Source organism: Agrobacterium sp. FDAARGOS_525 (assembly GCF_003938925.1).
In the GTDB taxonomy this organism is placed as follows: domain Bacteria; phylum Pseudomonadota; class Alphaproteobacteria; order Rhizobiales; family Rhizobiaceae; genus Agrobacterium; species Agrobacterium pusense.
The window spans coordinates 721039-742567 of record NZ_RKIU01000003.1; the positions used below are offsets into that span (position 1 = coordinate 721039).

Annotated in this window: 16 protein-coding genes; 9 read left to right on the forward strand and 7 right to left on the reverse strand. The window is 58.9% G+C overall.

The window, feature by feature from the left end:
* Positions 1-11 precede the first annotated feature (11 nt).
* The 3 genes from EGT36_RS04750 to EGT36_RS04760 are packed head-to-tail and all read left to right on the forward strand — an operon-like array spanning position 12 to position 3130.
* Positions 12-1034: an SIS domain-containing protein gene (locus EGT36_RS04750; RefSeq protein WP_037090246.1), complete on the forward strand. Its 1023-nt coding sequence runs from the start codon at positions 12-14 to the stop codon at positions 1032-1034.
* Positions 1031-2203: an N-acetylglucosamine-6-phosphate deacetylase gene (gene nagA, locus EGT36_RS04755; protein ID WP_037090245.1), complete on the forward strand. Its 1173-nt coding sequence runs from the start codon at positions 1031-1033 to the stop codon at positions 2201-2203. Before EGT36_RS04750 ends, nagA begins: the two co-directional genes overlap by 4 nt.
* Before the next feature lie 3 nt (positions 2204-2206).
* The gene (locus tag EGT36_RS04760) at positions 2207-3130 is read left to right on the forward strand and encodes an ROK family protein (RefSeq protein WP_006698215.1); all 924 of its coding nucleotides are present in this window, start codon (positions 2207-2209) and stop codon (positions 3128-3130) included.
* Between the two features lie 26 nt (positions 3131-3156).
* Here EGT36_RS04760 and EGT36_RS04765 read toward each other — a convergent pair whose 3' ends face one another.
* Both EGT36_RS04765 and EGT36_RS04770 read right to left on the reverse strand, forming a co-directional pair.
* Positions 3157-4374, reverse strand: a complete 1218-nt coding sequence (locus EGT36_RS04765; RefSeq protein ID WP_234882065.1) for an FAD-dependent oxidoreductase — start codon at positions 4372-4374, stop codon at positions 3157-3159.
* Positions 4375-4418: 44 nt separating this feature from the next.
* Positions 4419-5117, reverse strand: a complete 699-nt coding sequence (locus EGT36_RS04770) for a phosphatase PAP2 family protein (RefSeq protein WP_125270106.1) — start codon at positions 5115-5117, stop codon at positions 4419-4421.
* A gap of 187 nt (positions 5118-5304) precedes the next feature.
* On the opposite strand from EGT36_RS04770, the gene dxr reads away from it, so the two are divergent.
* Entirely contained in the window at positions 5305-6498 is a 1194-nt protein-coding gene (gene dxr / locus EGT36_RS04775) for a 1-deoxy-D-xylulose-5-phosphate reductoisomerase (protein WP_037090241.1), read from the forward strand.
* Positions 6499-6531: 33 nt separating this feature from the next.
* Here dxr and hemA read toward each other — a convergent pair whose 3' ends face one another.
* Positions 6532-7749, reverse strand: coding sequence for a 5-aminolevulinate synthase (hemA, locus tag EGT36_RS04780; RefSeq protein WP_125270107.1), 1218 nt, complete (start codon positions 7747-7749; stop codon positions 6532-6534).
* Between the two features lie 368 nt (positions 7750-8117).
* Between hemA and EGT36_RS04785 the strand changes: the two genes are divergently transcribed.
* From EGT36_RS04785 to EGT36_RS04805, 5 genes are all read left to right on the forward strand, one after another.
* Complete coding sequence (locus tag EGT36_RS04785; protein ID WP_004443753.1) at positions 8118-8369, forward strand: YMGG-like glycine zipper-containing protein; 252 nt, start codon at positions 8118-8120, stop codon at positions 8367-8369.
* A 174-nt stretch (positions 8370-8543) separates the two neighbouring features.
* On the forward strand, positions 8544-10469 hold the full coding sequence (locus EGT36_RS04790; RefSeq protein ID WP_052114193.1) for an autotransporter assembly complex protein TamA: 1926 nt from the start codon (positions 8544-8546) through the stop codon (positions 10467-10469).
* A gap of 45 nt (positions 10470-10514) precedes the next feature.
* On the forward strand, positions 10515-14675 hold the full coding sequence (locus tag EGT36_RS04795; RefSeq protein WP_037090236.1) for a translocation/assembly module TamB domain-containing protein: 4161 nt from the start codon (positions 10515-10517) through the stop codon (positions 14673-14675).
* A gap of 166 nt (positions 14676-14841) precedes the next feature.
* The gene (locus tag EGT36_RS04800; RefSeq protein ID WP_003504949.1) at positions 14842-15318 is read left to right on the forward strand and encodes a chemotaxis protein CheW; all 477 of its coding nucleotides are present in this window, start codon (positions 14842-14844) and stop codon (positions 15316-15318) included.
* A gap of 323 nt (positions 15319-15641) precedes the next feature.
* Positions 15642-17411: a methyl-accepting chemotaxis protein gene (locus tag EGT36_RS04805; protein ID WP_037090234.1), complete on the forward strand. Its 1770-nt coding sequence runs from the start codon at positions 15642-15644 to the stop codon at positions 17409-17411.
* 46 nt (positions 17412-17457) lie between these two features.
* Here EGT36_RS04805 and fdhD read toward each other — a convergent pair whose 3' ends face one another.
* The 4 genes from fdhD to EGT36_RS04825 all read right to left on the reverse strand — a co-directional run bounded on the left by fdhD (position 17458) and on the right by EGT36_RS04825 (position 21514).
* Positions 17458-18273 carry a formate dehydrogenase accessory sulfurtransferase FdhD gene (gene fdhD / locus EGT36_RS04810; protein ID WP_081950524.1) on the reverse strand — a complete coding sequence of 272 codons (816 nt, stop codon included), beginning with the start codon at positions 18271-18273 and terminating at the stop codon, positions 17458-17460.
* Positions 18274-18617: 344 nt separating this feature from the next.
* Positions 18618-19028 carry a F0F1 ATP synthase subunit epsilon gene (locus EGT36_RS04815; RefSeq protein ID WP_004443766.1) on the reverse strand — a complete coding sequence of 137 codons (411 nt, stop codon included), beginning with the start codon at positions 19026-19028 and terminating at the stop codon, positions 18618-18620.
* A gap of 129 nt (positions 19029-19157) precedes the next feature.
* A complete protein-coding gene (gene atpD, locus EGT36_RS04820; RefSeq protein WP_004443768.1) occupies positions 19158-20612 on the reverse strand; it encodes a F0F1 ATP synthase subunit beta in 1455 nt (484 codons plus the stop codon).
* A gap of 23 nt (positions 20613-20635) precedes the next feature.
* Positions 20636-21514: a F0F1 ATP synthase subunit gamma gene (locus EGT36_RS04825; RefSeq protein WP_125270108.1), complete on the reverse strand. Its 879-nt coding sequence runs from the start codon at positions 21512-21514 to the stop codon at positions 20636-20638.
* Positions 21515-21529: the final 15 nt, after the last annotated feature.

Sequence of the window (21529 nt, forward strand, 5' to 3'; positions counted from 1 at the left end):
AGGACAGAACAATGACAACCCTGATGCGCCAGGAAATCGATGAGATTCCCGATGCAGTCGCCCGCCTGCTCGACAATGCCAATTCGGACTTCCAGGAAGCCGGCGCCAAGCTGAAGGCCCGTGATCCGGCCGTTATCGTCACCATCGCCCGTGGATCTTCCGATCACGCCGCCCATTTCCTGAAATATGCCATCGAACTGCAGACCGGGCTTCCGGTCGCCTCGCTCGGCCCGTCGCTCGCCTCGATCTACCAGACGAAGCTGCGGCTGGAACGGGCGGCGGCCATTGCCGTTTCGCAATCGGGCAAGAGCCCGGATATCGTCGCCTTGGCGCAAAGTGCGCGCGATGGCGGTGCGCTCACTTTCTCGCTCGTCAACACCCTGCCATCTGCGCTTGGCGATGCCGCCGATCACGCGATCGATATACAGGCTGGCCCGGAAAAAGCCGTGGCTGCCACCAAATCCTTCGTCAACTCCATCGTTGCCGGTCTCGCGATCCTTGCCGAATGGACGGAAGACAGCCTGCTTGCCAAGGCGATCAGCGCCCTGCCGCAGAATTTCGCCCGGGCCGTCGCCCTTGACTGGAGCCACATCGGCGAGGCGGTCAAGGGTGAGGAATCGCTTTATATGCTTGGCCGTGGTCCTGCTCTCGCCATCGCCGCGGAAGCCGCGCTGAAATGCAAGGAAACCTGCGAACTGCACGCGGAAGCCTATTCGTCGGCGGAAGTCATGCATGGCCCGGTTTCGCTGGTCGCGCCGAGATTTCCGGTGATCGCCTTTGCCGCCCGTGACCGCGCCGAGACCTCCGTGACGGAAATTGCCGCAAATCTCTCCCGCAAGGGCGCCAATGTTTTCGTTACATCCTCAAAAGGCAGCCCCGCCAAGTCCCTGCCCTTCGTGGAAACCAACCATCCGCTGACCGATGCATTGTTGTTGATCGCGCCGTTTTACGGCTTCATCGAGCAATTGTCGCGTCTGCGCGGCTTCAACCCGGATGCGCCGGTGGCGTTGAAGAAGGTGACGGAAACTCAATGAGCGGCATCAAGGCATTTGTCGGCGCCCGCATTTTCGATGGTGCCGCATGGCACGACGACAGGGTGCTCGTGACCGTGGATGGCCGTGTCGGCGACATCAGTGGCCGCATGTCCGCACCGGCAGAAGCCGAGATCATCGACGCGCCAGGATTGCTGATCACGCCTGGCTTCATTGACCTTCAGGTCAACGGCGGCGGTGGGGTGATGTTCAATAACCAGCCGGATGCGAAAGGAATAGCCCGGATCTGCTCCGCCCATGCGAAATTCGGCACCACGGCGCTGATGGTCACGCTCATCACCGACCGGCCGGATATCACATTGCGAGCCGCTGAAGCGGGCATTGACGCCCAAAGAGAAAGGGTGCCCGGCTTTCTCGGCCTGCATTTCGAGGGCCCGCATCTTTCGGTTGCCCGCAAGGGCACACATGATCCGGCACTGATCCGCAAAATGGAAGCGCCTGATCTGGCGGTGCTGACCGGATGCAAGGCAAAACTCCCCTTCGTGATGACGACCGTTGCCCCAGAGAATGTAACCTTGGAACAGGTCAAGGCGCTGGCAGAAGCCGGCATCGTCGTCAGTCTCGGCCACACGGACACAGGACTCGACATGGCGACTGCCTATGCCGAAGCAGGTGCTTCGATGGTCACACATCTTTTCAATGCCATGAGCCCGCTCGGTCATCGCGAGCCGGGGCTCGTGGGGGCGGCACTTTCAAACGGTAAGCTCGATTGTGGATTGATCGCCGACGGTTTCCATGTCGATCCGGCCGCGATGGGCATTGCGCTGCGCGCAAAGAATGGCCCGGCCCACATCTTCCTCGTCACTGATGCCATGTCGACTATCGGCACCGACGATGATGGTTTTGAGCTGAATGGCAGGCGTGTCTATCGCAACGGCGGCCGGCTGACGCTTGAAGACGGTACGCTGGCGGGGGCGGATATCGATATGCTCTCCTGCATTCGCTTCATGCACGAAAAGCTGGACACGCCGCTGGAAGAGGCCTTGAGAATGGCGTCCGCCTATCCTGCCGAGGCAATCGGCGCTTCTGGCAAAGGCAGGCTTCTGCCTGGTTTCGATGCGGATTTTGTCATGCTTACATCTGAACTTCAGATGCATTCGACATGGATCGGCGGAGATAAGATCCACGATGCCGCACGCTCCGGAGACTGAATCATGATCGTTTGTTTCGATATAGGCGGAACGACCATCAAGGGCGCGATTGCTTACGCTCCTGACGATATTCGCCCCGTGCCGCGCATCCCGACGCCAAAGACCAGCTTTGAAGACTTTGCTGCCGGCCTGAAATCCGTCATCGACAACAGTGGCGGCACACCTGCCTGCGTGTCGCTGTCGATTGCCGGCGTCATCGATGCCGACACGGGCAGGGCCACTGTCGCCAATATTCCAAGTATTCATGGCCGCGCGCTGAAGGACGAACTGGAACAGGCGCTGGGCCTTCCTGTCATCGTCTCCAACGATGCCGACTGTTTCGTGATGGCTGAATCGGAGATCGGTTCCGGGCGGGGCCATCGCGTGGTTTTTGGCGTCATCCTCGGAACCGGTGTCGGCGGAGGTCTGGTGATCGACGGCCGGCTCATCAACAGCGAGGGTGGCTTCGCCGGCGAATGGGGCCACGGACCCGTGGCTGCAACGCGGGCCGGCAACCCGCCGGTCGAGTTGCCTCGGTTCGAATGCGGCTGTGGCCTCACGGGTTGTGTCGATGCCATTGGCAGCGCCCGCGGCATGGAAAAGCTTCATATGCATCTCCACCGGCAGGACATGACCAGCGAGGAGATCATCGCAGCCTGGTTGGGCGGCAACCCGGACGCCGCAAGAACCATCGATATCCTTGTCGATATTCTCGCTTCGCCGCTGGCGATGGTGATAAACGTCACCGGCGCAACCATCGTGCCGGTCGGCGGCGGCCTGTCAAACTCCAGGGAACTGCTTGCCACACTGGATGAAGCGGTCAGAGCCCGAATTCTCCGTCGCTTCGCCCGGCCGCTGGTCGTGCCTGCCATCTGCAGGATTGAACCGGGACTGATCGGCTCGGCCGTTCTCGGGCTTAAACATGCACGGGTGATCGAAGAGGCCTGAGCGGACGCTTGCACGCCACCGAAGGATCAACGGGTCAACTTCTCCCGTCGGAAACCGAGGCCGATCAAACGGCCGGCGAGATGGGCGAGAAGCGGAACGCGGGCAATCATGCGCACGAAAGCGGGGGGCCCTTTCGCCTTGCGGCTATTGCCCTGATCCTTCTTCCGGCTGCTGCGCATCATCAATTGCAGCTTTTGTGTCGCCTTTGTCGGAAATGAGCGCCGCGCTTCGATGGCCATCAATTCCCGCTCGCCTGGCTTTTCGCCCCGCGCAAGAACGGGAATGAGAATATTTGCGGCGGCAACGGCATCCTGAATAGCAAGATTGACACCGACGCCGCCAATGGGCGACATGGCGTGAGCCGCGTCACCGATGCAGATGAGGCCAGGCTTCCACCACCGCTTCAGCCGGTCGATCCTGACCGTCAGCAGATGCACATCCTCAAAGGTCTGAAGTTCGAGAAGCCGTTCCTGCGGCAGCGGGCACACTTTCGCCACCGCATCGCGGAACGCTGCGATACCCTGAACCTTCATCTCGGCGAAGGTTCCGCGGCGGACCACAAAACCGCACTGCCAATAATCGCCGCGATCTATCAGGACGAAACCCTGCTGGGGGCCGGCATGCCCCATGGTTTCCGCCGGATCGCCCGGCTGCCTGGATAGTTTCATCCAGAGAACCTCCGTCGGCTGCCCGAAGCTTTCCACCAACAGACCTGCCTTGTCCCGCACGATTGAATTGCGGCCATCCGCCCCGATCACGAGCTCGGCATCGATCTCCAGCGGCCCGTCGGGCGTATCCACCACGAGACCCGCAACAACGCCATCGCGCTCGCGCAGACCGGAGACACCTGCATTCATGAGCAGCGTGAAATTCTCATATTGCCCTGCCTTGCCGGCAATAAAGCTTAGGAAATCCCATTGCGGCATGAAGGCGATGAAACGGTTTCTCGCAGGCAGCCGGGAAAAATCGGCGATGGTGACCGTCTGACCCGCAATCTCGGCATGAAGTTTCTGCGCTCTCGTATGCGGCAGCGCCAGAAACTCCCGAATGAAGCCTAGCTGCTCGACAATATCGAGAGTGGAAGGATGAATGGTATCGCCCCGAAAATCGCGCAGGAAATCGCCATGCTTTTCAACGATGGTGACATCGATACCTGCTCTCGCAAGGAGGAGCCCGAGCATGAGCCCGGCAGGGCCAGCTCCGGCAATGGCAACCCTTGTGATGATCCGCTTCCGCTCTGGCATTTCGGCGTCAAGGCTCCCGGCAACCATACGATCCCCCACCACCATCAAGTCTTTTGCGCAGGTAAGGCCACGTTTTTCGGTTGCGGCCACCCCTGTGCGTCGAACCGGAACAACATGTCGAACCTGGCGAAGATAAAGGCGAAGGCCATGGCCGTCCACATGCCGAGCAGCAGCCCGGCCGCCACATCGCTCGGATAATGCGCGCCGACAATGACACGTGAGACGCCGATCACAAGGGCAAGCAGAAGAAACGCCCAGCGAAAGCGCGGCATAAGCATGGCAAAGACACCGAAAAACGCCCCGGCAGCCGTGGAATGGCCGGAGGGAAAGCTTTCATAAAGATTGTCTCCGGTGAAGGGTGTGAGGCTATACGCCCCCATTTCCAGAAGGAGCTCCGGTCGCGCCCGGCCGATCAGGAACTTTAGCGTATGAACGAGAATGCTCGCGGTCCCGATTGTCAGAAAGAAATAGGAGAGAAGCCGCCACGCTGTCCGCAACCGGCCATGATAGGTCTGCGCGCTGACAACCCGCGCCGCGACATAGGCAAGAATGGCCAGCGCGCCGGCGGAATAAAGCATCCAGCGGAAAGTTCCGAAATCGGTAATCGCACGATTAAAGGATACCACTGCACCGGGCAACGCCTGCGCGCTTTCCGAGAGGCGCGGATCAAAAGGGATAAAGGCCGCAACCAGCACAAGGCTCGCCGCAAAAATCCATCCGCTGGAAACGAGAAAACGCCGCATCAATATCCTCTCATCGTTTTTCTTGCATATGGCTTTGCCATCCGCAAAAACAATAGGCTGGCTTTGTCCTTGTTATGGCTTGTTTTCGCGGGTAGAGGCTAAAGCATATAGCCCGAAAACGTGCAGTACCTTCGGGAGAACGGCACGCCCGAAGAATTGCGACCAGCAACGGACCGACGGACTGAAAATGACGAATGCCAGTGAAATGCCCCGCAAGCTGACGATCTTGGGTTCGACGGGTTCGATCGGCTCCAATACGCTGGATGTGGTCCGTCAACTGGGCGGCAGGGGCCAATTCGAGATCGTGGCTTTGACCGGCGCCGGGAATATCGCCCTTCTGGCGGAGCAGGCGCGACAATTCGGCGCGGAGCTTGCCGTCACCGCCGAGGACGACAAATACGAAGACCTCAAGTCCGCTCTCGCAGGAACGGGCATAAAGACCGCGGCAGGCAAATCCGGTCTTGAAGAGGCGGCTTCGATGGATGCCGGCTGGGTGATGGCGGCCATTGCCGGAACCCCCGGTCTGGCCCCCACGGTGACTGCGGCCAGGCGTGGCGCAGATATCGCCCTCGCCAACAAGGAGTGCCTCGTTTCGGCGGGCGATGTTTTTATACGCACGGTCAAGCAGGGTGGCGGCAGGCTGATCCCGGTCGACAGCGAGCACAGCGCAATCTTCCAGTGCCTCACGGGCGATCACAGAGAGGCTGTGGAACGCATCATCCTGACGGCTTCCGGCGGCCCGTTCCGCACATGGTCGCGCGAAGAAATGGCCAATGTCACGGCGGACGTCGCCCGCGCCCATCCCAACTGGTCAATGGGGTTGAAGGTTTCCATCGGCAGCGCCTCCATGTTCAACAAGGGACTGGAGATGATCGAGGCGAAATATCTCTTCGATCTCAGGCCCGATCAGGTTGAGGTAATAGTCCATCCGCAGTCGATCGTGCATTCGATGGTTGGCTACAGCGACGGCTCTTATATCGCGCAGATCGGATCTCCCGATATGCGCACCGCCATTTCTTACGCCCTTACCTATCCTGAGCGCGGACAGCTGAACGTCGAACGGCTGGATTTCGCAAAACTGGCGAGGCTCGATTTTGAGGCGCCGGATGAGGCACGGTTCCCGGCACTTCGGCTGGCGCGAACCGCGCTGGAGCGCGGTGGCTTACAGGGTGCCGCCCTGAACGCCGCCGAGGAGACCGCCTTTCACGCCTTCGTCGACGGCGCCATCGGTTTCCTCGATATGGCGGACATCGTGGAAACGGTCATGGACCGGATGGATGACGGCCGCAGCGCTGGCACGATCGAAGATGTATTCGCGGCAGATGAGGAAGCTCGCCGCCATGCCGGCGAACTCATCTCCACCAAAGAAAAGGCCGCGTAAACGCGGCCCGATTTCCCTATCCGAAGAGTTTCCTTACGCCACCGCACGCGCCAGCGCACAATGCGACCAGAGTTGATGCAGCGCGCCGACCAGATGCTCGATGTCCGCGTCGCTATGCAGCGGGGTCGGGGTGATGCGCAGACGCTCGGTCTTACGCGGCACCGTCGGATAATTGATCGGCTGCACATAGACGCCGTGACTGTCGAGCAGGATATCAGATATCCATTTGCACTTGGCAGCATCGCCCACCATGACCGGCACGATGTGGCTTGGATTATCCATATGCGGAATGCCGCGCGCATCGAGAAGTCCACGCAGCTTCCGCACGCGGTCCTGATGACGGGCCCGCTCGAAAGGGCTTGCCTTCAGATGCTGGATCGAAGCAATCGCCCCGGCGGCGAGCGACGGCGGCAATGCCGTGGTGAAGATGAAGCCAGAAGCGAAGGAGCGGATGAAATCGCAGACCGCGGTGGAGCCGGTAATGTAACCGCCCATGACGCCGAAGGCCTTGCCGAGCGTTCCCTCGATGATCGTCAGGCGATCCATCAGGCCTTCGCGCTCGGCAATGCCGCCGCCGCGCGGGCCGTACATGCCCACAGCGTGGACTTCATCGAGATAGGTCATGGCGCCATAACGATCGGCAAGATCGCAGATGTCCCTGATCGGCGCGATATCGCCGTCCATGGAATAAACGGATTCGAAAGCGATGAGCTTCGGCGCGTTCGGATCAGCGGCCTGGAGCTTGGCCTCGAGGTCCTCGAGATCATTGTGCTTCCAGATCACCCGCTCACAACGGCCATAACGGATGCCCTCGATCATTGAGGCATGGTTGAGCGCGTCCGAAAAGATGATCAGGCCAGGTATCTTCTCGCCGAGCGTGCCGAGGGTAGCCCAGTTGGACACATAGCCTGAGGTGAAGATCAGCGCCGATTCCTTGCCATGGAGGTCAGCAAGTTCGCGCTCGAGCAGGACGTGATAGTGGTTGGTGCCAGAAATATTCCGGGTGCCTCCCGCACCCGCGCCACAGTGATCAATGGCGGCTTTCATGGCTTCGACAACCTTCGGGTTCTGGCCCATGCCGAGATAGTCGTTGGAACACCAGACAGTAACGTCCTTGCGTTCACCATTGGCGTTATACCGGGTCGCGCGGGGGAAATTGCCCTGCTGGCGTTCGATATCCGCAAAAACGCGATAGCGTCCCTCAGAATGCAGGCTTTGCAGTTCCGTCGTGAAAAATGCCTCGAAGTCCATGCCATGCTCCAGAATTGACCAGCTCGTTCTCTGCCTCGTTGCCGGGACCGTCAACCCTTCCGGGCTATTTTAGCCGCCACTGCGTCAATTCGCCGTTGTTTTGAACCATTCCAATAAACCGTTTATAGCCGCTCATGAAAAGCGCAAAATTGATTCACATCAAAAAAGCGGATTTTTGGAACCTTTTTTGCGCCGCGCCGTTGTTTGGGGCACAATCGATTTACGCTCGGAGGAATACTTAAGTGGAGGCTTCCCTAAACGACATCGAATTGTTAGTTATCTGTGGCGGTCGGAGGTAGCAGTCGCCGCAGATAAATATGGGACGCCTACCGAGCCAAAGAGCTCATTGTAACGTTGGAGAGAGTTTCATGAAAAAGGCAATCATATTTGCGCTGGTCGGCCTGTCGCTTGCAAGCTGCACGCAGACTGAAAAGGGTGCTTCGATTGGTGCCGTTTCCGGCGCCGTTATCGGTGGCGCGGTCACTGGCAACGTTCGTGGCGCAGCTGTTGGCGCAGCGATCGGTGGCGTCGGTGGTGCTTTGATTGGCAACGCTTCCGAGCCGGGCTATTGCTATTACCGCGACCAGTACGGCCAGCGTTACACGGCACGTTGCCGCTAATCGCTTCGCGAAATACCGTTGCACAGAAGCCCCGGTCATCCGGGGCTTTTTGCGTTATGGGCTGCAAAACATGTGCCGAGGGTCCTCAAAGCCGTTTATTTATGATTAAATTGCAATGTTAACGGAGAGGAAACGGGTTAGGGCGACAATAAAGGCTCAACCATAAAGCAGCTTATGCGAAGAACACGAACTAACCCGAAGACAGGTATTGCGTATCGGAAAGCTGGCACCGCGCTTGCGGTTGCTGTGACGTTCGCCCTGTATCCGGCTTTTGCGCGTGATGCCTTCGCCTTTAAACTGTTCGGCATGCGCCTGTGGGGTTCGGAAGAACCGGAGGTCGAGGTTATCAACCCCGTCAAATATGCCGTCACGCTCAACGCTCCCGACGCCGACAAATCCCTGACGGACAGCCTCGAAAACAGTTCCCTTCTTTTGGCCGACAAAGACAAGCCTGCCTCAGGCGATCTCGGACTCCTGATAAAGGCAAGGGACGACAGGGACAGGCTGATTGCAGCGCTTTATGAAAACGCCCGCTATGGCGGTATTGTCAATGTCACCGTGGCCGGGAGGAATGTCGACGACCTGCCGCCCAACCCGGTTTTCGACCATAGCGCGCCCGTTCCCGTGGTCATAACCGTTACGCCCGGTCCCAAATTCACACTCGGCAATATCCGTCTCGAAGGCGACGTCACAGGCCGCAATCTCGAGGAATACGGCCTGACGACGGGCGGCGATGCGGGCTCCCTGGCGATCATCCGCGCCGGCAACAAGCTGATCGATGATCTGAAGGCCGAAGGCCGCCCGCTTGCCAAGCTGACGAAACGCGAGGCCGTTGCAAACCACGCGACAAACACTGTCGACATCACCATGGCGGCCGAAGGCGGCCCCGTCGCCCCACTCGGCACGGTCACCGTCACCGGTGAAAAAACCGTCGATGGGGATTTCATCCGCCGCTATTCGCGCCTCAATGGCGGCGAGCCCTATTCGCCGGAAAAACTGCGCAAGGCCGCCGATCGCCTGCGCCAGCTCGGTGTTTTTTCCAGCCTGACGATCAAGGAGGCAGGAACGCTCGCCCGCGACGGCACCATTCCGTTGACCATCGAAGTGTCCGAAGGCAAGCACCGCTATTTCGGCGTCGGCGCACAATATTCCACCACCGAAGGCATTGGTCTTCAGGGCTACTGGGGCCACAGAAACCTGTTCGGCCAGGCCGAATCTCTGCGCATCGAGGGATCGGTCTCGCGCATTGCAGAGGCATCGAGCGTGGAAGGCATGGACTATTCGGCGGGCATTACCTTTACGAAGCCCGGAATGTTCAATCCCCGCACGACATTCAAGACCAGCCTGATTGCCAAGACCGAGCATCCGGACACCTACGAAGCCAAGACGCTGACTGGGACTGCCGGTTTCAGTTATGAACTAAACGATACCGACACGGCTGCCGCGGGCCTGGAGGTGCAGTGGGCCGATACAGACGACGCCTTCGGAAAGAACGAATATCTTACCACGTCCATTCCGCTGGAATTCGTTCGCGATACCCGCGACGACAAGCTCAACCCGACCGAAGGCTTTCGTGCATCGGTGGCCGCCAAGCCCAGCTATGAGGCCCTGAACGGGACCTTCTTCTCCTCTTTCGAAGGTTCGATTACCGGGTACAAGGGGCTGGGCGCCGAAGACAGGCTGATCATGGCCGGAAAACTGTCGGGCGGCGTGCTCGTCGGCGGAAGTGACCTGCAGGACATCCCCACCACCCGCCGCTTTTATGCCGGGGGCGGCGGGTCGGTGCGCGGCTATAGCTATCAGGAAATATCGCCTTATAATGCGGCAGGCGACGCGACCGGCGGTCGCTCCTATGTCGTTGGCTCCATTGAAGCCCGCATCAAGGTCACCGACACGATCGGTATCGTACCTTTTATCGATGCGGGTGTGGTCTCGGAAGACGTGACCCCGGACTTTTCCGACATTCGCGCTGGCGCCGGTATCGGGCTGCGTTACGCGACACCCTTCGGGCCTCTGCGTCTGGATGTCGCCACGCCGCTAGACAAATACGATGGCGGCAACAGTTTCGGCATTTATGCTGGCATCGGTCAGTCTTTTTAAACGCCGCAGTCGAACACCCTTGCAACAGAGTGTAGATTACCCTTTATGAAAACGTTGATTCGATTGCTGAAATGGCTGGGCTACGCTGCCTTGTGCGGCGTGGTACTTCTGTTGCTTGCAGCCTTTTTCGTCGGTTTTACGCCGATGGGCGCGAGAATAGCCGCAAAGCAGATTTCATCGCTTGTATCGACACCCGATCAGATAATCGAGATTTCTCCGCCCAGCGGGCTTTTGACGGGGCATCTGAGGCTCGACAACGTCACTCTTTCGGATCGGCAGGGCCCTTATGCCCGCGTGAACCAGATCGCCGTCGACTGGTCACCCTTCTCGCTTCTTGCCGGCACCTTCCATGCGGACCGGGTATCGGCGGGATCGATCGATGTCCAGCGCCAACCGGTTCCGGTGGAGGAAACGACGAGCAAAAGCTCCGGCAGTTCCTCTCTGCCGATTGAAATAGCGATCGACAATTTCAGCTTTCCCGATATTCGTCTCGGCCAGCCCCTTCTCGGCCGCCCCTTTGAACTGACGGCCGAAGGCAACCTCAAGGCCGCCAGCGACGATATCAGACTGTCGCTCACGGCCCACCGGCTGAATGCCCCGGATGCGGCCGTTAACGCCGACATCGCATTTCTTCCCAACGAAAATGTCCTGAAGCTGAAAGCGGAGATGCGGGAGCCTGAGGGCGGACTTCTTGCCACGCTGCTGTCTCTGCCCGGCACACCTGCGGTCGCCATCGACCTTAACGGCGAAGGACCGCTTTCAAACTGGACCGGCAGCATGCGCGGCAACGTCGCTGGTAACCCTGTTGTCAACGTCACCGGTCGGCACCTCCTCGCGGAGGATGGCACCCGCCGCATCGAAGTTGCGGGTGGCGGCCAGCCCGATCTGCTTCTGCCGCCCGCCTTCCGGCAGCTTTTTGCCGGTGAGACAAAGCTCGACGCAAACGCCACCCTTTCCCCACAGGGGCGCATCGAAATCGGCAGCAGTACACTGGAAACCGGCACCCTGCTGCTGACGGCCTCCGGCACCATTGATCCGAACGGCCAGAACGACCTTGCCGCCAACCTCATCGGCACAGCCGGGCCCGTCGATTTTCGCTGGCCGCTGAGCGATGGGGAGGTGCAGGCCCTCATCAACGGCCTTGATCTTTCGTTAAAGGGTGGGGCAGACGCCGCACATCTTGACACGACCGTTTCCCTGCGCAGCCTCTCTTTGCCGCAAGGCAGGCTGGACGACGTCAAACTGACGGCGCAAAGCGCTGATCTCAATATCGCCGACCGGAGCGGCACAATCGCCACCGCTCTCTCCGTAGCGCAATCGTCCTTTGTCAGCCCGGATATTGATCGGCTGGTGCGTGCGCCGCTCACCATCAAGGCACCACTACGCCTGAGCCCATCCGCCATCGGCTTTGACAGCGCGACGCTTGAAAGCGCCAGCGTTGGCGGAACACTGAACGGCAGTTTCGACCTTACCGGCAACCGCCTCACCTCCAGCGTGCAGCTCTTCGCGCTGCCCGCCACCCTTCCACCGGCTCTCGCGGAAAAGTTCGACACCACCATCGCCCTCCAGGGTGATGTCGACGTGACCATCGGTGGACGCACCAGCGTTGAAAACCTCGTCGTCAAGTCGGGAACGATCGAGGCGACAGGCAATGCCGGTCTCGAAAACGATGCATTGAGCGCCAGCCTGACGGGTAAATTTCTCGCTCTTGAAAAGTTGACGCCACAGGCAAAGGGCGTCGCCGATTTTGCGATCGAGGCCACCGGCGCGCTGGCAGCGCCGGATTTCAACGTGACCCTGACTTCCGAGAGCGCAATCCTTGCCGGACGTACGCTTGAATCATTGCAAGTCAATGCGACAGGCAAGGCCGATCCCGCCGCTCCTCAGGCGAAACTTACCGCCAGCGGCAGCCTTGACCGACAGAAGATCGATGCCAACGCCGAATTGGTGCAAACCGAAAACGGCACTGCGATTCCCGAGCTGCGCGTGGCGGTAGGCCGGAATATCTTGAACGGGCAACTGCAATTCTCGCAGCAGTTTCTGCCATCCGGCAATCTTTCCTTCAACTTTCCCGACCTTGCGCTACTCGCCGCTCTCGCTGCGCAGCAGGCGGATGGCGATATTGCCGGCGACATCGCCCTTAGCAACGCCAATGGCCGGATCGCCGCGACGATCAAAGCCAATGGCAGCAGCATCCGTCAAGGCACGACAACGATCTCAGGGTTGGCGGCCGATATTTCAATAGACGACCTTCAGGCAATCGCCATCAACGGCAAGGTCAACGCCGATACCGTCAATGCCGGCGCGGCTGCGATATCTGACCTGAAAGCCACAATCGGTCATTCCGGCACAACGACGCAGTTCGACGTCAACGCGCGTTACGACAACGCACCGCTGGTGGTGAATGGCAGCGCCGAGACGGGCGGATCGCCCATGACGGTAAGACTCGACGCCTTTTCCGCCGCGCCCAAGGGCATTGCCGTGCGCCTTGAAAAACCCACCACCATTGCCATCCAGAACGGTACGGCCCGGATCTCCGATTTGACCATCATCACGGGCGAAGGACGTGTCGAGGTCAACGGCACCGCCGGGTCGACGCTTGATATCAATGCCGATATCCGTTCGCTGCCCGCAAGTCTCGCAAATGCCTTTGCCACCGGACTGGATGCGGCGGGCAGCATCTCCGGCACGGTGAAGGCCAAGGGTGCGGCATCGAACCCTGCGGTCGACTATAATCTCAACTGGGTAAATGCCGAGGTCGCGCAGACGCGCGCCGCGGGTCTCGCCGCCCTCGGCATCAAGGCGAACGGTCAATTTTCCGGTGGTACCCTTCAGATCGACACGAATGTCTCCGGTCAGGGCGGCATGGCGCTTTCAGGCGGCGGCTCGCTCGGTATCGCCGGCAATCGTCCGCTTTCGATGGCGTTTTCCGGCAGACTGCCTTTCTCAGCCGTCGCGGCACAAACAGCAGCGCAGGGCCTTGATGTGAATGGCACCGCCGCCATCGACGTGAAGATTTCCGGCAGCGCTTCCGCACCTGTCATTAGCGGCAGCATCACCACTGATGGCACGCGCCTGACCGACGTGCGCCGAAACCTCACCATCAACGATCTGGGCGCCACCATCACCTTCGACCGTGATCGTGCCGTCATCTCCCGATTGACCGGCAGGCTGGCAGGCGGTGGAACGATCTCGGGAACCGGCAGCGTCGGCATAACCGGTGGTTCGGGTTTTCCTGCCGATATATCGATTACGCTTAATCGCGCCGGTTACAACGACGGCACGCTGGTAACGACAGTGGTGAGCGGCACGCTGACGCTGAAAGGCCCGTTGCTGAATTCCCCCGTGCTGGGCGGCAACCTGACGCTGGACAGAAGCGCCATCACCATTCCGGAGAAGCTGCCGGCCTCGCTGACGGAGATCGACGTCAAGCACAAGAACGCGCCACCCAAGGTGCGCGCGCAGGCCAAGGCGCTTGGAGCCGATCAGGGCGGAAGCGGCAGCTCGTCCACCATCAATCTCGATCTGCAGGTCAATGCACCGAGCGGTATATTCGTGCGCGGTCGGGGTATCGATGCAGAACTGACCGGCAATCTGACGATCCGTGGCACCGCAGCGGTTCCGGTCATTTCCGGCGGCTTCGAAATGCGTCGGGGCAGGCTTGAAATCCTCACTCGCCGCCTTGATTTCACGACAGGAAATATCAGTTTCGGTGGCGGCCTCGTTCCGGTCCTCGACATGAAGGCGGACTCAACGGTTGGTTCAACGACCATCACCGTATCTGTTTCCGGTACTGCCAACGATCCGACCTTTGCGTTCTCCTCGGCTCCCGCTCTGCCACAGGATGAGGTGATGGCACAGCTGATCTTCGGCCAGTCCATGTCAAAACTATCCGCGCTGCAGATCGCACGGTTGGCGGATGCCGCCGCTCAACTGGCCGGCGGGCGTTCCACATCGCTGTTCGACAAGCTCAGAAGCAATCTCGGCGTCGATGATCTTGATATTTCGACCGATTCCGAAGGACAGGCCCGTGTTTCCGCCGGTAAATACCTGAACGAAAGAACCTATCTGGAGCTGCAGCAAAGCGGCGAATCCGGCGCAAAAGCCATCATAAATCTCGACGTAGGACGCGGTGTGAAGCTGCGCGGGGAAGCGGGCGGCGATGGCGAAGGCGCAGCAGGCATATTTTACGAGAAAGAGTATTGAGATGGTTCGCATTTAGGTTTGCGAAACCATCTCATGCTAGGAATCTTCCATTGAAGACGGAAATATTGTTTCCGGCTGTTCAGGCACCAGGCAGAACGCCAAATTCGCATTGCAAGTGTCGGTGCACTTGCGCCGGCCTCCACAGCGAGCATTGGGAAGAATTCTGATGGCAATGATTAACTCTACCAATTTTGGCGGTGAGACGCTCGAAATCATCGCATTCCGCCTGCATGATCAGGAATTCTGCGTGAAGACGACGACCATTCGCGAAATCCGCGGCTGGGCGCCTTCGACGCCCATTCCCCACGCACCGAAAGACGTCATCGGCGTCATGAACCTGCGCGGCTCTGTTATCCCGATCATCGATCTGGCTCACAAACTCGGCATGAAAAGCACCGTTGCCAATGAGCGCAGCGCAATCGTAGTGGCCGAAGTGCATAACATGGTCATCGGCATGCTGGTGGATCGCGTTTCAGACATTCTGACGATCCCGGCAAACCAGGTCCAGCCGGTTCCCGAAATTTCAGCCTCCTTCGACAAGTCCTATTCCGAAGGGATCATCGCCAACGAACATGGCATGATCTGCTTCCTGAACCTTGCGAAAATGTTCAAGGGCACTGAGGCGGAAGATCTCGCGGCCTGACAAGGTCTGCGCAGGCCTCGCTGAAGAATGATAAGGAACAATCCAGACCGCCGGAGCACCTGCCGGCGGTTTTGTTTTTTCTTTCAAGCATTTTATTAAATAAGAACATTTTAATATTATAGATATCTAATATTAACGCCATAGATCAGTACCGCGCCGGTAAGCCTATTACGCGGGCCGATACCTGACCCAGGGCCAACATAGAGAAGTGCCTGCATTGCTGCCTTCGGCGGCAAAACCTGTTCGTTGTTCAACGTGATATGGCGTGGACCGCATCTTCTTTGCGGCTTGCCGCGCCGTGGGCTGACTTTGGGGGACTTGTAATGCTGGGGTTAGGAAAAAGCGCAGACAGTAGAAATATGCTCGATGCGATATCAAGATCGCAGGCGGTCATCGAATTCGATCTCAAAGGTAATATCCTCACCGCAAATAAGAATTTCTGCGCGGCACTGGGTTATGACCTCACCGAGATCGTCGGTAAGCACCACCGCATATTCTGCGACAGCGAGCTTGCCGCGTCTCGCGCCTATCAGGAATTCTGGGACTCTCTCGCCCGTGGCGAGTTTCAGGCCAGGGAATTTCGCCGTATCCGCAAGGACGGCTCGGTGATCTGGATCGAGGCCTCCTACAACCCGGTTTTCCGTTCGGGCAAGCCCTATAAAGTGGTCAAGATCGCAACAGATATCACCGCAAAAAAGATCGCGGCCGCGGAAGATGCGGGCAAACTGGAGGCGCTCTCCCGCTCGCAAGCCACCATTGAGTTCTTTCCTGACGGTACGATCATCACCGCCAATCCAAACTTCTGCGCTGCGGTGAACTATGACCTCAAGGAAATCGAGGGCAGGCACCACCGCATGTTCTGTGATCCTGCCTATGCCGCCTCGTCCGCCTATGCAGATTTCTGGCAACGACTGGCATCAGGCGAATTCATCTCGGACGAGTTTGTCCGCTACGGGAAGAACGGCAAGGAAATATGGATCCAGGCCGCCTATAATCCGGTTGTCGATGAAACCGGTAAAGTGGTGAAGGTGGTGAAATTTGCCACCGACGTCACACCGCGCATGAGCGCCATTCGCATGCTTGCAGATGCCCTGCGGGCGCTGGCCGAAGGCGACCTTGTACAACGCATCGACAATAGCTTCGTGCCCAGCATGGAAAAACTGCGGGCAGATTTCAACGAGGTCGTCGCCAAGCTGCAGGCCACGATGCAGACGATCGCGCATAATGCCTCGACAATCGCATCCGGATCCGGCGAAATCCGCATCGCCGCCGATCAGCTCTCGCAACGCACCGAACAGCAAGCCGCCTCGCTGGAGGAGACCGCTGCGGCGCTGGAGGAGATCACCACCACCGTAACCGATGCAAGCCACCGCGCAGGTGAGGCCGGTAAACTGGTGCTGCGGACAAGAGAACATGCCGAGCATTCCGGCGACATCGTTCAGCAGGCAATTTCCGCCATGGATGCGATTTCGAGGTCCTCAGGCGAGATCACCAATATCATTGGCGTTATAGACGACATCGCTTTCCAGACTAATCTCTTGGCCCTCAATGCGGGCGTTGAAGCAGCGCGCGCCGGGGAAGCGGGCAAGGGGTTCGCCGTCGTCGCACAGGAGGTCCGGGAACTCGCACAGCGATCCGCCGTTGCCGCCAAGGAGATCAAATCCCTCATCAACACCTCTCGCGAGCAGGTCTCCAACGGCGTGGATCTGGTGGGCAGAACCGGCGACGCCCTACGGGACATCCAGTCGCAGATGGGCGAGATCGACACTAATGTCTCGGCCATCGTTGAAGCATCCCGCGAACAGGCGAACGGTCTCAGGGAGATCAATCAGGCCGTCAACGTTATGGATCAGGCCACCCAGAAAAACGCCGCGATGGTAGAAGAAACCACCGCCGCCAGCCACGGGCTCGCTACAGAAGCGGAAAATCTGCATGAATTGCTGCGGCAGTTCAGAATCGCGCACGACACGTCACCCGCACGCCCCGTCGACAAGAAACCAGCCGTCCTCACCAGGCTGCCGGTGCCGCAACCGCGATATGCTGCTTTACCAAGGTCTCATGGAAACGCAGCAGCCGAATGGGCGGAGTTCTAAGGGTCTCTTTGAAGTCTGAAGGCCGTCGGGAACGGCGGCCTCTACGTCATAAAATGATACGATCCGCCCTGGTGAAGATCTCAAAATCTTCACCCCGCACGAGTGCGACAAGGGTGATACCCGAGCTTTCAGCGGTTTCGATGGCGAGCGCGGTGGGTGCGGAAATCGCCGCCAGAATGGGACTGCCAAGGATGGCGGTCTTTTGGACCATTTCTACCGACAGGCGGCTGGTCACAACCACAATGCCGGCATTCGGCGGCAGGCCTGCATTGACAACTGCACCTGCAAGCTTGTCGAGCGCATTATGGCGACCGACGTCTTCACGAACAGCAAGCAGCCCCTTTTGAGGATTGTAGAAACCCGCGCCGTGAACCGCTCTCGTTTGGCGATTAAGGCTTTGCGCTTCATTTAGTGCTTTCATCGCAGCAACAATATCATCCCCGTAGACGGAGAGTTCAGAGCCGCTCAGGACCGGGACCACTCGGACCGCCTGCTCTATCGACTCGATGCCACAAAGACCGCAGCCGACAGGGCCTGCCATATGCCGCCGTCTCGCCCTGAGCGCATCCGCATTGGCATCCTGCAAATCCACCTGAACGTCGAAGCCCTGCCCCGCCTCGATCACCTCGATTGACCGGATTTCCGCCCCTGTGGATATGATGCCTTCCGTCAGACTAAATCCGACTGCAAAATCGACAAGATCTGCGGGGCTGGCCATCATCACGGCATGGGTGCTGCCACCATAGGAAAAAGCAACCGGCACTTCCTCGGGCACCGCTCTATCGCCCTCGATCAGGGTCCCTGACCGCAACGCGGTTCTCGCGACCCCTCTGTAGCTCGCTTTTGCCGACACGCCGATCACTCCTCCATCACCAAATCTGCTTCGTGTTGCGCACCCGAGCAGCATTTCTTCGGGATATCACATCTAACCGAAAGCTCTGAAAATCGGAATCGGTTTCCGAGGCTGCCCGGTTGAAACGCAATCGTTGAAGCGCACCTTTGCTAGACTCATGTTCCGTAGGCGATAATTGATGCAACCCGGTCAACGTGATTTTGAAGCTTATGTGGGCAGGCTGAGGACGACGAAGGCAATCGTACCCGCTGACCCGTTAAGCAGCAGGTCAAAACAAAAAAAGCGACCGAGACGGCCGCTTTCTGGATCGGATTTTTTGTGGGCAGTCATTCTTTCGAACCCGCCCGGTGCTTTCAAGCAGCGACGAGAACCTCATGCAGGTTCGTCAGTTCGTAAAGGTGCTTTTCAAGCTTCGTCAGATGCTCGTGGTGATGATTGCCTTCTTCGATTTCGGCCTTGGCCGCATCGATGCGACGCTGCAACGTGTCGGGAGACATGTCATCGGCCGAAACCGCGGATTCGGCAAGAAGCGTGCAGCCCGTCGGGAGAATATCGGCGAAGCCACCGAAGACAACATATTTATGCGTTTCACCAGAAGCGAACTTCACCGTTACCAAACCCGGCTTGATCGTGGTCATCGTCGGCGCATGGTTGGCAAGAACGGTCATTTCACCCAGCGTGGCCGGGATGACGACTTCCGTAACCGTTTCGGAAACGAGCAGACGCTCCGGGGAAACGAGATCGAATTTGAAACTGTCAGCCATGGCTATTCACTTCTTTTCAATTACGCGGGCGTCACGGACTTGTCTGTTACAACGCTGACAAAGCCTTATCGGTTTCGCCACCATTGTCGGCAAGGCGCGCGGCTGAACCACGCGCCCGCCAATTCATGATCAGGCAGCTTCGGCAGCCAGCTTCTTGGCCTTTTCAATGGCTTCTTCCATCGAACCGACCATGTAGAAGGCAGCTTCCGGCAGGCTGTCATATTCACCGTTGACCAGGCCCTTGAAGCCCTTGATCGTGTCTTCGAGCGCAACGAGCTTGCCCGGCGAACCGGTGAAGACTTCGGCAACGAAGAACGGCTGCGACAGGAAGCGCTCGATCTTACGGGCGCGGGCAACCGTCAGCTTGTCTTCTTCCGACAGTTCGTCCATGCCGAGGATGGCGATGATGTCCTGAAGAGCCTTGTAGCGCTGCAGGGTCGACTGAACCTTACGAGCCACTTCATAGTGTTCTTCGCCGACGATCATCGGGTCGAGCATGCGCGAGGTGGAGTCGAGCGGGTCAACGGCCGGGTAGATACCCTTTTCAGCGATCGAGCGCGACAGAACCGTCGTGGCGTCCAGGTGGGCGAACGAGGTAGCAGGAGCCGGGTCGGTCAAGTCGTCGGCGGGGACGTAAATGGCCTGAACCGAGGTGATCGAACCCTTGGTCGTGGTGGTGATGCGTTCCTGCATCTGGCCCATGTCGGTTGCCAGCGTCGGCTGATAACCCACGGCCGAAGGAATACGGCCGAGCAGAGCCGACACTTCCGAACCAGCCTGAGTGAAGCGGAAGATGTTGTCCACGAAGAACAGAACGTCCTGGCCTTCGTCACGGAAGTTTTCAGCGATCGTCAGACCGGTCAGAGCGACGCGAGCGCGGGCGCCCGGCGGTTCGTTCATCTGGCCGTAAACCAGCGCAGCCTTGGAGCCTTCGCCACCACCGAGCTTGTTGACGTTCGATTCGATCATTTCGTGGTAGAGGTCGTTACCTTCACGGGTACGCTCACCAACGCCAGCGAATACCGAGTAACCGCCGTGTGCCTTGGCAACGTTGTTGATGAGTTCCATGATGAGAACGGTCTTGCCAACGCCGGCGCCGCCGAACAGGCCGATCTTACCACCCTTGGCGTAAGGAGCCAGAAGGTCGACGACCTTGATGCCGGTGACGAGGATCTGTGCTTCGGTCGACTGTTCGACGTAAGCAGGAGCGTCCTGATGGATGGCGCGCTTGGAAGCGGTCACGATCGGACCAGCTTCGTCAACCGGCTCGCCGATGACGTTCATGATACGGCCGAGCGTTTCCGGACCAACCGGAACGGAGATCGGAGCGCCGGTGTTCGAAACGCTCTGACCGCGAACGAGACCTTCGGTCGAGTCCATGGCGATCGTGCGAACGACGTTTTCACCGAGGTGCTGCGCGACTTCCAGAACCAGGCGGTTGCCGTTGTTCTCGGTTTCGAGCGCGTTCAGGATCGGAGGCAGTTCGCCTTCGAACGCCACGTCGACAACAGCGCCGATAACCTGGGTAACCTTGCCCGCGCCGTTCACCGCTGCGGTTTTCTTGGGGGTAGCTGCCTTAGCCATTATCCTTACCCTCTTTCCTTACCTCAGAGCGCTTCCGCGCCCGAAATGATTTCAATGAGTTCCTTGGTGATCTGAGCCTGACGCTGACGGTTGTAGGACAGCGTCAGCTTGTTGATCATCTCACCGGCATTGCGCGTTGCGTTATCCATCGCGCTCATCTTGGCGCCCATTTCACCGGCAACGTTTTCGAGCAGAGCCCGGAAAACCTGAACCGAAATGTTGCGCGGAATAAGGTCTTCCAGAATAGAAGCCGCATCCGGCTCATATTCATAGACGGCGCTCTGCGTCGCGGCATCCTCTTCCACAACGGGCGTTGCGGCCGGAATGAGCTGCAGGCCGGTCGGGATCTGGCTGATGACGGACTTGAATTCCGAATAAATCAGCGTGCAGACATCGAACTCACCGGCGTTGAAGAGCGAGATCACCTTCTTGGCGATCTGGTCGGCATTTTCGAAACCAACCTTCTTCACGTCGCGCAGCTCGATGCGCTCGATGATGTTGGCTGCAAATTCGCGACGCAGGGCGTCGTAACCCTTCTTGCCGACCGTGATGATCTTGACCGTCTTGCCTTCCGAAATCAGCTTGCGGGCGTGATCGCGGGCAAAACGGGCGATTTGCGAGTTGAAACCGCCGCAAAGACCACGCTCAGCCGTGCAGACGACGAGCAGATGCACGTCGTTCTTGCCGGTGCCGGTCATCAGCGCCGGAGCAACGTCCGCCTCGACCGCATTCGCGATGTTGGCAAGAACGGCGCTCATGCGCTGAGAAAAAGGCCGGGCGGCCTCCGCAGCTTCCTGGGCGCGCCGAAGCTTCGCCGCGGCGACCATTTTCATCGCCTTGGTAATCTTCTGCGTCGCCTTTACGGAGGCAATGCGGTTTTTCAGATCCTTTAGTGAAGGCATCCGTTATCCGTCCGA

What these genes read in the sequence shown, in the direction of transcription:
- EGT36_RS04750 (WP_037090246.1), top strand. Translation starts at nt 12, where the DNA reads ATGACAACCCTGATGCGCCAGGAAATCGATGAGATTCCCGATGCAGTC.
- nagA (WP_037090245.1), top strand. Translation starts at nt 1,031, where the DNA reads ATGAGCGGCATCAAGGCATTTGTCGGCGCCCGCATTTTCGATGGTGCC.
- EGT36_RS04760 (WP_006698215.1), top strand. Translation starts at nt 2,207, where the DNA reads ATGATCGTTTGTTTCGATATAGGCGGAACGACCATCAAGGGCGCGATT.
- EGT36_RS04765 (WP_234882065.1), bottom strand. Translation starts at nt 4,374, where the DNA reads ATGCCAGAGCGGAAGCGGATCATCACAAGGGTTGCCATTGCCGGAGCT.
- EGT36_RS04770 (WP_125270106.1), bottom strand. Translation starts at nt 5,117, where the DNA reads ATGCGGCGTTTTCTCGTTTCCAGCGGATGGATTTTTGCGGCGAGCCTT.
- dxr (WP_037090241.1), top strand. Translation starts at nt 5,305, where the DNA reads ATGACGAATGCCAGTGAAATGCCCCGCAAGCTGACGATCTTGGGTTCG.
- hemA (WP_125270107.1), bottom strand. Translation starts at nt 7,749, where the DNA reads ATGGACTTCGAGGCATTTTTCACGACGGAACTGCAAAGCCTGCATTCT.
- EGT36_RS04785 (WP_004443753.1), top strand. Translation starts at nt 8,118, where the DNA reads ATGAAAAAGGCAATCATATTTGCGCTGGTCGGCCTGTCGCTTGCAAGC.
- EGT36_RS04790 (WP_052114193.1), top strand. Translation starts at nt 8,544, where the DNA reads ATGCGAAGAACACGAACTAACCCGAAGACAGGTATTGCGTATCGGAAA.
- EGT36_RS04795 (WP_037090236.1), top strand. Translation starts at nt 10,515, where the DNA reads ATGAAAACGTTGATTCGATTGCTGAAATGGCTGGGCTACGCTGCCTTG.
- EGT36_RS04800 (WP_003504949.1), top strand. Translation starts at nt 14,842, where the DNA reads ATGGCAATGATTAACTCTACCAATTTTGGCGGTGAGACGCTCGAAATC.
- EGT36_RS04805 (WP_037090234.1), top strand. Translation starts at nt 15,642, where the DNA reads ATGCTGGGGTTAGGAAAAAGCGCAGACAGTAGAAATATGCTCGATGCG.
- EGT36_RS04815 (WP_004443766.1), bottom strand. Translation starts at nt 19,028, where the DNA reads ATGGCTGACAGTTTCAAATTCGATCTCGTTTCCCCGGAGCGTCTGCTC.
- atpD (WP_004443768.1), bottom strand. Translation starts at nt 20,612, where the DNA reads ATGGCTAAGGCAGCTACCCCCAAGAAAACCGCAGCGGTGAACGGCGCG.
- EGT36_RS04825 (WP_125270108.1), bottom strand. Translation starts at nt 21,514, where the DNA reads ATGCCTTCACTAAAGGATCTGAAAAACCGCATTGCCTCCGTAAAGGCG.